Source organism: Okeania sp. SIO3B5 (assembly GCF_010692555.1).
GTDB lineage: Bacteria > Cyanobacteriota > Cyanobacteriia > Cyanobacteriales > Microcoleaceae > Okeania.
The window spans coordinates 1-8,418 of the sequence record NZ_JAAHHG010000441.1; the positions used below are offsets into that span (position 1 = coordinate 1).

At 37.0% G+C, this 8,418-nt stretch carries 7 protein-coding genes and 1 pseudogene; 7 read left to right on the plus strand and 1 reads right to left on the minus strand.

Translation table 11 applies throughout. The annotated features are described in order from the left end of the window. Positions 1–151 precede the first annotated feature (151 nt). Positions 152–583, plus strand: a pseudogene (locus F6K54_RS34835) (condensation domain-containing protein); the annotation flags it as partial. A gap of 176 nt (positions 584–759) precedes the next feature. Here the strand turns inward: F6K54_RS34835 and F6K54_RS34840 are convergent. After that, entirely contained in the window at positions 760–882 is a 123-nt protein-coding gene (locus F6K54_RS34840; RefSeq protein WP_293088243.1) for a hypothetical protein, read from the minus strand. On the opposite strand from F6K54_RS34840, the gene F6K54_RS34845 reads away from it, so the two are divergent. The 6 genes from F6K54_RS34845 to F6K54_RS34870 form a co-directional block, all read left to right on the plus strand. Next, the gene (locus F6K54_RS34845; protein WP_293088255.1) at positions 848–1,189 is read left to right on the plus strand and encodes a condensation domain-containing protein; all 342 of its coding nucleotides are present in this window, start codon (positions 848–850) and stop codon (positions 1,187–1,189) included. The genes F6K54_RS34840 and F6K54_RS34845 overlap by 35 nt on opposite strands. A gap of 72 nt (positions 1,190–1,261) precedes the next feature. Next, the gene (locus tag F6K54_RS34850) at positions 1,262–1,405 is read left to right on the plus strand and encodes a hypothetical protein (RefSeq protein WP_293088245.1); all 144 of its coding nucleotides are present in this window, start codon (positions 1,262–1,264) and stop codon (positions 1,403–1,405) included. 10 nt (positions 1,406–1,415) lie between these two features. Beyond that, positions 1,416–3,905 carry a condensation domain-containing protein gene (locus tag F6K54_RS34855; protein WP_293088247.1) on the plus strand — a complete coding sequence of 830 codons (2,490 nt, stop codon included), beginning with the start codon at positions 1,416–1,418 and terminating at the stop codon, positions 3,903–3,905. A 297-nt stretch (positions 3,906–4,202) separates the two neighbouring features. Next, on the plus strand, positions 4,203–6,635 hold the full coding sequence (locus F6K54_RS34860) for a dynamin family protein (protein WP_293088249.1): 2,433 nt from the start codon (positions 4,203–4,205) through the stop codon (positions 6,633–6,635). A 3-nt stretch (positions 6,636–6,638) separates the two neighbouring features. Further along, positions 6,639–7,472, plus strand: coding sequence for a hypothetical protein (locus F6K54_RS34865; RefSeq protein ID WP_293088251.1), 834 nt, complete (start codon positions 6,639–6,641; stop codon positions 7,470–7,472). A 9-nt stretch (positions 7,473–7,481) separates the two neighbouring features. After that, positions 7,482–8,418: dynamin family protein (locus F6K54_RS34870; RefSeq protein WP_293088253.1), on the plus strand; the 937-nt coding region annotated here is incomplete at its 3' end.

Genomic DNA, 8,418 nt, shown 5'->3' on the forward strand with positions numbered 1-8,418 from the left:
TGGAACGCCGACCAAGAGAGGGAACGCGCACCAAGAAAGGGAAAAGTTTAAACTATCTGCTACGGTCAAATTTTCGGCATTGTCAGGGTCAAAACTTTACCATTTTGAGACAACAATAGCCAAAAACTAGGTACTTTACTGGTTTTTTGAGCAGGAGATGATTGCCCCACACCACTGGCATCAAGCAATGTTACTAGCAATTCCTGTTGAAGTGAGCGTATCTTATATTCAAGAAGCGATCGCCACTTTATGGACTCACCATGATGCTTTAAGATTACCTTATAGTTTAAATTCTAGTGGTTGGCAGCAAATCAATACAGATAAAAGAGACCAACCATCTTTAGTTCAAATAGATATTTCTCATTTGAGTGTAACTGAACAGACCAAAGCAGTTGCTAAATATGGTACAGATACTCCAACATTGACTGGAGCTACCACACAAATAGTAAATGTTAAACTTAATATTAATGATACTCAAGCTTTATTACGATCTGTGCCAGCTATTTACAATACACAAATTAACAATGTACTCCTGACAGCACTGGCCAAAACATTACTTCAATGGGGCAGGTTCATTAATTGATAATGGATCATGGATAATTGATAATTACCTCTGGTTAAAACCGTCCTTGATTGAATATAAGGAGATATTATTTCTTTTCTCTTGGTCGATGGTCGGACAGCGAGGAGACCTCGCCATCCCTCGACCGCTTTTTTCCCCTTAAAAGGGGGAGGCTTTAAACCAGAATTATTTAATAATTAATTATTAATTATTAATAATTCGGTAAAATCAGGAAATATTCGGATCGATCTAGAAGTACATGGTCGAGAGCAAATTGTACCTGAAATAGATTTATCAAGAACAGTAGGTTGGTTTACCATGGTTTATCCATTGAAGCTAGAATTAACTCAAGGAGGTGACTATGGAGCAACACTCAAATCTATTAAAGAACAAATTCGGCAAATTCCAGACCGTGGTATTGGTTATGGGATATTACGTTATTTGGGAGATGAAATTACTCGTCGCCGACTAACTAAAGCAGAAAATTCTGAAATATTATTCAATTACTTAGGTCAGTCAGATTGTATCACTGGCAAAGAAAAGATCGAGATAATTCAAGATATTTCTGTGGGTCAACTAAGAGATTTGCGTAATAGTCGTAGCTACTTGCTAGAGATTAATGCTTAGGTTGCTGATGGGCAACTTCAACTTAATTGGAGATACGGCCGCCCAGTACATCAATTAGAGACCATTAGTACAATGGCCAAAAATTATATTAGTACACTGAAATTTATCATTTTACAGTGCATAAAATCTGATGAAATTGGCTTTAGTCCCTCAGACTTTCCTGATGCAGGTCTCAGTCAGAGTGAGTTAGATGAATTTATCAACAATATAACATAGAAAATTTGATATGGAAAAGCAAAACATCGAAGCTATATATCCCCTAACCTCTTTGCAACAAGCATTTTTATGGCATAGTTTGCAAACTTCCTCTCAAACAGGGTTACTACATATCAGCTGTGACCTCCATGGAGAAGTAAACTCAGTTATATTAAAGCAAGCTTGGGAGTTTGTCTTCAGCATTCACCCAGCATTACGAACTTCAGTTAATTGGGAGTCAGACAAACAACCGTTGCAAGTTGTTGATAAGCAGGTAACACTGCCTTGGGTTCAACTCGACTGGCGAGAAAAAGATGATCGAGATTCAGTGTTAGCTGACTTTCTGGTTAAAGACCACAATGAAGGATTTGACCTTACCCAAGCTCCAATGAGTCGTGTAGCTTTAATCCAACTGACCGATCTAGACTATAAATTAATCTGGAGTTGTCACCATTTGATGTTAGATGGTTGGTCAGAAGCAATAGTTCTCAATCAAGTATTTGATAGCTATGAAACATTGCTCAAGGGAGAGTCTCCATCAATGGGAGAACTCCAAACTTTTCAAAACTATATCCTTTGGTTAAAACAACAAGATGAATTTACAGCTAGTCACTTCTGGAAAAAAATCTTAGGTGGGTTTACCACTCCCACCCCTCTACCAATTTCTCAATCTAGAGATAAAATTTCTCCTGAAACTGAAAGTTTATCGATCATTATTTCAGAAGAAACCACAAATAATATCGGTAGTTTTTTGCGTTCTCATAAATTGACATTAAATAGTATAATACAAGGTATATGGGCTTTGTTACTATATACCTATAGTGGAAATAATGATATTTTATTCGGAGCAACAGTATCCGGCCGTCAGGGCGACTTGCTAGGAGTTGAAACCATTGTTGGTTTGCTGAATAATGTGTTACCAGTACGAGTACAGATTTCTCCAGCAGAGAATATACTGACTTGGTTGCAAAATTTACAAACTCAGCAAACAAAAGCTAGTAAATATGGTTACGCTTCATTAGTTCAAATTCAAACTTGGAGTCAATTACCTAAATCATTGTTTGATAGTTTATTGGTAATTAAAAATCATCCGATTAAAATTGGCGAATCATGTAAAAGTTTACAAGTAGATAATGTTGAATCTGATATTATTAGCCCTTACAATCTAACAATTGTTGTTATACCTAGAAATACCCTAACAGTGAAATTATGTTATCAAAATCAGCATTTTGAGCCTCAAATCATACAAACTTTACTGGAGCAGTTTGAAAAGATTTTAAATAATATTATCCAAAACCCATCAAAGGCGATCGCCGATATTATACCTTTGACTAACTCAGTAATTAGTGAAAATCAGTCTCCGAAAACCGTATCTAATACAAATTATTCCCTCAAACTTAATAAAAAAGAAATAAAAAGCGGTTTTTTTACTCCACAAAATCCCATAGAATTTAAACTCACTCAAATATGGGAATCTGTTTTAGGAGTTAGTCCGCTCAATCTTGAAGCAAGTTTCTTTGACTTAGATGGAAATTCACTCATGGCAGTAGAATTATTTAATCAAATGCAGCATCAACTTAACTGTACATTGCCCCTAGCAAGTTTGTTTCAAGCACCCAATGTCCGGAAGTTTGCTCTGTTGCTTAGTCAGGAACAACCAGTTTCACAATGGTCAAGTCTTGTACCAATTAACTCACATGGTTCTAGATTACCATTTTTCTTTCATGGAGGTTCAGCAGATGCGCTAACATGGGCGAGATTTTCTCGTTTGTTAGGTACAGACCAACCTTTTTATGCTCTACAACGTCCCGAACTCAGCGGTGAAGAAGTTTCTCAGAATACAGTTGAGTCTCTGGCCGAAATTTGTGTTCAAGAAATACGCATAGCACAACCAAAAGGACCTTATCTGATTGGAGGACACCGCTTTGGTGGTGTAGTTGCTTTTGAGATCGCCCAGCAACTCCAAGCTCAAGGAGAAGATATTGCTAGCCTTATTTTGATTGACGCTTATTGCCCAAATTCTCAATCTACAAATGCTATTAGCGAACTGCAAACAAAGCTTCAATTCGGAGTATATTGGGTCAGGAAAAACTACTATTATCACGGTGGCTGGGATAAGATCAAAGAATTACCCCAAAAAGTTTGGCAAAAACTAGGAAAGCAGAAAAAAACTCGCCCAAAAACCATAGATAAAGTTTCTGAAATGCCTAAAAATACATCTGCACCTGCCAAAACTACTAAATCAAAGATGTCATACGAAGCTCTATATGCTTGCGTGCAACAAGCTAACAAAATTGCTGAAAATCTCTACTTACCGCAACCCTACTCAGGAAAAATAAAACTGTTTCGAGCGGAAGTTCAGATGTTAGACTGGCACATTGGTTTCCCCCTTGGTTGGCAAAAGGTTGCTAAAGATGAAATTGAGGTGACAAATATCCCTGGTTTTTTCGGTAACTTATTTAATCAGAAATCTAGATTATTACTCGTCGAACAGGTAAAAAATTATCTCAACGTTAGTTGAAGAAACGCGCTCTCTGTTCAGGGGAGCATCGTATGGGAAAACCCATCAATCTTGCAGTTATTGCAATAGTATGCTACAATCAATGGCATAAAGCTGCTGCGCTCGCAGTGTCTAGGGGAACCGTCAAATTGGCGACTTACTGTGGAGCGCGCCTTTAGACCGAAAAGAGGTTCGACCTCGGAGGCAGGTGCGCTAGAAGCAGAAAGCCTCTATCAGTGATGTTAGGTAATCCCGCATTGTTGCCTAAGCGCAACATTGGGAGGATGTCAATTGTTGAATCTTTCATAACTTATCAAAATGAGTAACCCTGTATACAAAATATTTGAAGATGTTGAAGATAGAGCAAAACTTCTAGCTAGATCTTGGGAGAACTTCTACATGGAAATATCTCAGCATTTGCCTGAGACATATCAGCCTAAGATGAACGAACTCTCTAATAATTTAGAGAAAGCCCTAGAAAAACTGCTTGGTGAACTTCGTAATCCGACACTCACTATTGCAACAACTGGAACTACCAGCAGTGGTAAAAGCACACTGGTAAATTTTTTATGTGGAGCTGAGATAGTTCCTATGGCAGTAAGTGAAATGAGTGCTGGAGTCGTTACTATTGAATATAGCGATCAAATATCTTTAGTAATCCATGAAACACCTGGAGCTACCTGGGAGTGTGGAGAATGGCAAGGTATTAGTGAAGAAGAAATTTATCAACGCTTAGAAGAAGTAATGATGAGTTACATTGATCGAAGAGAAGAAAACCCCAACATAAACTTAGCTTGTCCACAATCTGCAGTTACAATTAGTTATCCCTTCAAATTTTTAGAAGAGTCTAATCTTGAACTTCCTAGAGGCACTAAGATACGGATAATGGATCTGCCTGGTTTAGCTTATGTAGGTGATGAAGGAAATGCAAATGTGATTCGACAGTGCCGTGAAGCTTTATGTATTGTTACATACAACAGTGAGGAAACAGATAAGCAAAAAGTTAGGAATTTATTACAGGAAGTAGTTGAACAGGTTAAAGATTTAGGAGGCTCTCCTGCACGGATGCTTTTCGTTCTAAATAAGATTGATGTTTTTCGTAAAGACAAAAATTGGCCATACTCAGAAGAGCGTTTCGTTAAAAAAACTGTCGATAGTATAAAAAGTGAATTGATTGACCGATTGAAGGAATATACAGAAGAAATTGAGAATTTACAGGATGTCAAACTTAGCACATGGCCTGCCCTTCTAGCTCTCCAGATGCAAAGTGACAATGATAACTCTAGTGTTCAAGCTGGTGAGAAAGCACAGGAACACTTCTATGGAATGATTAAAGATATATTAGCAGACTTATCGCGTAATGTGCAAAAGTGGGAAAAGCACGATCGTAATCGAGTTGCAGAAGCATTGTGGAAAAAGTCTTATGCAGGTGAATTTTTCGACAACTTGAATAATCATATTACTGAACATTTTCCCCAACTGGTGATACCACAAGTAATAAAACGTTTTAATGAGGGTGTGGGAAACGATGTAACAGAGTGGGTAAAACAAACAACAACGGTTATTCTTAATAGTTCCGAGGATCGTTATCACAAAGAATGCGAAGAGATAGGACGCATTAGAACATCCATTGAACATTTCCTTGAGATTCATGATCGGAATTTAAGAGAACCTTTTGAAGAAATAGGCAAAACAATTCAACAAGTTTTAGAGCAACAACCTGAAGATGAAGATGAAAATGATCCTGTTGTGTATATAGAAGACACAATCATAAAACTTAAGTATGTCGAGCCCTATGGCTCACTGGGAGAAAAGTTATATCCACTCTATGGATGGATAAGAGAATTGAGACAAGGAATCAACCAAGTTTTGGAAGCAGTTGCAGAGTCTCTGGAAAAAGGAAAAGTAAATCTAGAGAGTACAAATTTAAAAAAAGCAAATTACTTAAACGTAAACTTACTTGAAAGAAACTTAAATAGACTTGTTGATTTAGGCTATACTGCTTCTGTTGCCAAAAACGGTAAGAATAAGGAGGCAAGAACTGAGAATGAAAAAAAAGAACTTAAAAAACTGAATGAAGAATTAAACGAGTTAGCCATTCATTTGAATCTTGTGCTTGAGGATGTAGTCAATCAGATTTCAAATCAAGAATTAAATAGAATGTATCAAGCAGTTGTAGAGCTTTTTAGTTGTCACTTATCTTATCTTGAAAAAGGTTCAAATGATATCGCACCAAACATAGCTATTAAGTTTCCAGATTCTCAAATCAGTAAGGTTGATGGGCAGCTAAAATTTACCTTTAATTTTAAAGCCGGATTTCCTATTACAGAAGGTACTTGGAAAGAGAGTGTACAAAAAGCGGTTGAGAAAAGAATTTGGTGGACGTTATGGCTGGTTAAATCAACATTTTATGAAACTGAATATAAGACACGCTCTAGCGATAATGCTGAGATACCTAGTGTGGAAAATTTGTTAGAGGGTTGGATAATTCAGTCTAAACAGGCAGAAGTGGAAAATGTTAAGCAAATAGCACATTGGTTGCTAGACCAAATAGACTGTCTTAAAAAAAACGTAAGCCAGGTTCAGAGTGATATTATTGATCGTTATCAGTCAAGGCTCGATAAAGCTCGCCAAGAAGTCACTATAGATTATGAAAAAGAAAAAAATATCTGGGAACCTATGAAACAGAAGGCTCAAAAACTTGCGGAAGAATTCTATAGCTTGGCCAAAATTTTAAGTAAGGAGTCTTAGATTGTGGCAAAAGATCACATATATGATCGAGTTTTTGAGAAAGTATATCCCTATGTGCAAACGCAAGGACGAGGTATACTATATAAGGTAATTCAGATAATACATAGAGAGGAAAAATCAAAAAGCCAAGAAGAGACTCGAAAAATATGCGACTATCTGGATATAAAGTCTAATGCTAATAAAAAGGAGGATCTTAAAAAACTTGACAAATTTTTAATAGAAAATATAGAAAACTACCACCCATTTGTTAGAAAAGGTAAAGGTTTCTTAGCAGAGATACGTAATTGGATTAGTTCAAACATAGGAGATGATGAAATGGTAGAAACTAAATGGATTATCATAGGGGCTTGTATATTAGTTGGAGTTGGGGTTTGTATTAAATATCTTGAAGAAGAAAAACAAAAACAGAGAGAACGAGAGAGGAATCTCGATCAAAACAGAAGGCAACAAGAGTCTTCTCCTCCTCCTTCTCCAACTCCAGTTTCATTATGTCTTATTGTTCCAGCAAGTATAGCCAGCACTCTAAAAACAGATAGGCTATTAAATGCCAGTCGTGTAGAAGAAATCGTAGATCATACTTCATACTTTTTATGCACCACATCTAAAAAAGCTGGCTTGTATGAGCAAGACTTAGAACTCACAAATGAAGATATTTTACCTGATAGTCAACGAGAAGTTTATATCAGGATTAATCTTAGCGACGGAGGCAAAAATCTTATTGATAAAACAACCCGTTATGCATTGAAGAGCAATCTACCAGATAATGCAGAGTTTACTTTAAAACAACTGGCTTGTCTCAAAGATTTATCTGGGTTACAAAAATTTAATCGTGTTTAAGGCGTAAAAATGGATTGGAAAACTGCTTCATCATATTATGAAACTCGTTTGGATGACGCATTAAATGTTCTGCGATACGCAGTTGATTTAGCCCGTCTTCCCCAGGCTGGAGTTCCAGCTCACCTGAAAGATACTTTATTAGAAGAAGAAAAACCCGCTCGTCGCCAGCTTGAACGTTTGAAGAAACGAGAATTTCGGATTGCTGTTGTTGGCTTGGAAAAGGCAGGGAAAAGTACATTTGTTAATGGGTGGTTAGATTGTGATTTATTACCTGCAAAAAAAGGTCGTTGTACATTTACAACCACACAAATTTATTCCGTTGAACAAGATTCTCAGCAAAGGCTAGAAGTTCAACCCAAAACAGAGGAACAATTCGATCAGCTATTGAATGAACTAGAGTTAGAATCCCAAAGTAATTCTAAACATAGTGATGGAGCTAAACGAGATTTAGAGACAATCCGACAATACGAAGATACATTGAGACAAGTTCGTTACGAAGGTCGGCAAAATGTTCCATTTACTCGCCTGGAAGATATTCACCAACCTCTGAACAAATATGTTGCTGATGAGCAATATGCTCATGCAGTATTAGAAGCCAGACTATATACGAATAAGCTGGCACAAGCTGAAGGTGTTGTCTTCTATGATGTTCCTGGATTAGACTCAGGTTTAGCCAAGCATATAGATGAATCTAGAGAAATGCTCTCAGATTGTGATGCTGTAATTGTTGTGCAGCAATTTTCTAATATTCGGGGTGCAGAACTTCAAATTGTAGAATTCACTGAGGAAGGTGATAAAAATGTCAAAGTAGCAGATAAACTTTTTGTTTTCTTGAGTCAGATCGATCGCTTTAAGACTCCAGAAGATTTGCAAGAACACCTTAAAGAAGCGTCAGAGGATTGGTATCGACGAGCAAAATTACTATTACAGGTTGCTTGGTACGTTT